The 1,736-nt window shown below is 60.1% G+C and carries 1 protein-coding gene; it reads right to left on the bottom strand.

What is annotated here, in order from left to right:
- The coding region (locus GIW04_RS30465; protein WP_442962827.1) for a DUF6531 domain-containing protein at positions 1-1,736 on the bottom strand (1,736 nt) is incomplete at both ends.

Raw genomic sequence — 1,736 nt, 5'->3', positions numbered from 1 at the left:
CCCAGTGACCGTCTTCGACGCTGAGGAGGTTGCCTTGGCGGTCGTAGGCGTAGTCGACAACGTTGCTGTCGGGCAGGGTTTTTCTTACAAGGCGCCCGGCGTGGTCGCGCACGTAGCGGGTGATTAGCTGACTGCCATCGTCGCCGTATTCGGTTTTCTCCAGCAGGTTGCCGTTAAGGTCGTAGGCATACGCGGTGCGTTGGCCGTCGAAGCCGGTTTCCTGGCGGATCAGGCCGTTGGAGTGGTAGTTGAGTTGGTAGGTTTCGCCGGCTTCGTTTTCGATCTCGGTGAGGAGCAGCCGGGCGTTGTCGTAGCGGTATTTGACCTGAGTGCCGTCGGCGTTGAGACGGCGGCTGATCAGGTGCAGGCCGTCTGCGTATTCGTAGCGGGTGACGTGGCCGAGTTCGTCGCGTTCGGCGATGATTTTGCCGTAGGGATTGTAGCTGAATTCGCGTGTGGCGCCGCCTGGCAAGACGAGGCGAATCAGCCGACCGACGCTGTCCCATTCATAGACTGTTTGCGCGCCGTGCTCATCCTCACGGGCGATTTGCCTTCCGAGGTCGTCATAGCGATAACGCTTGATCCCACCATTGGGCAATTGCTCCTCAAGCAACTGCCCCCGCTCGTTCCACACCAACCGATGACAACTGCTGTCGGGATACCAAACTCCAGTCAGTTGCCCCTGTTTGTTGTAGCTGTAGTCAGTAGCCTCTCCATCGGGATCGGTCCTACGCGTAACATCGCCTTGCTCATTACGCTCATATTTCCAGACCGCCTCCCCACGCCGAACAACCCGTACAAAATCGTTGTCATGCTCGTAGGACGTTGGCTCATCATCCCCCGGAAACAGCGCGACCAGGCGTCCGGCGTCGTCATACTGATAGGCCGTCACCGCGCCCATCGGATCTTGCTCGACGGTCAGCCGCCCCTGGTTGTCGTAGGATTTAAAGTGCGTGGCGCCGTCCGGATCAATCCTCTGCACCAGCCGTGCCCGCTGGTCATGGACATACACCTCCTGGCTACCATCGGCGTTATGCACCGTGACGCGCCCGTCATCCCCCCAGGCATAGCGCGTGTCCATCTGCGAAAAACTTGCCCAATGCCGGACGCAGCGCGCCGCCTTGCCAGCGTGTTCCCATTCCCAGAAGAAACTCGCGCCACCGGCCAACTGCCGCTCGAGAATGACGTGCTGATCGTCGTACCGATAACGCTCGCTTTCTCCGACAGCATTGGTCGCGCAAACCAGTCGTCCCGCTTCGTCATAGGCGTAGGAAACAACGTTTTGCTCGGTGACCCACACGTAGGGCTCACGCCCTTTGGCGCGATGCACCTGATAGTCCACCGCGACGATGCGACCCAACTCATAACGCAGCAGCAACGAACGACCGGCGCCGTTATCCAGCCGCTCAATCCGCCCAGAACGATCCCGGCAAAGGCGCAGCCGGTTGTCATACGCATCGCTGATGGTTGTCAGCACACCGTCGCGAAAGTTGTAGAAACGCGAGGCCTGGGCCAACACCAACTCGTCAGGCGCCGAACCTAAATAGATCGCCGCTTCGGCCAGGCTATTGGTGATCGCGGGCCGAGAATCGGTGGGCAAGGGCAGGGTAGTCGAGCGATTCTCATGGTCGATCCACACCACCGAATCGCCCGACACCACCAGACGATGGGCCAGCGCATGGCTCCAACCAAACCCCAACCCACACTCGACTTCCACCGCACTGGTGCGGTACAGC

The organism is Pseudomonas sp. PA-4-8C (genome assembly GCF_021606625.1).
Taxonomy (GTDB): Bacteria; Pseudomonadota; Gammaproteobacteria; order Pseudomonadales; family Pseudomonadaceae; genus Aquipseudomonas; species Aquipseudomonas lactis.
This window is presented reverse-complemented; position numbering and strand designations above follow the sequence as displayed.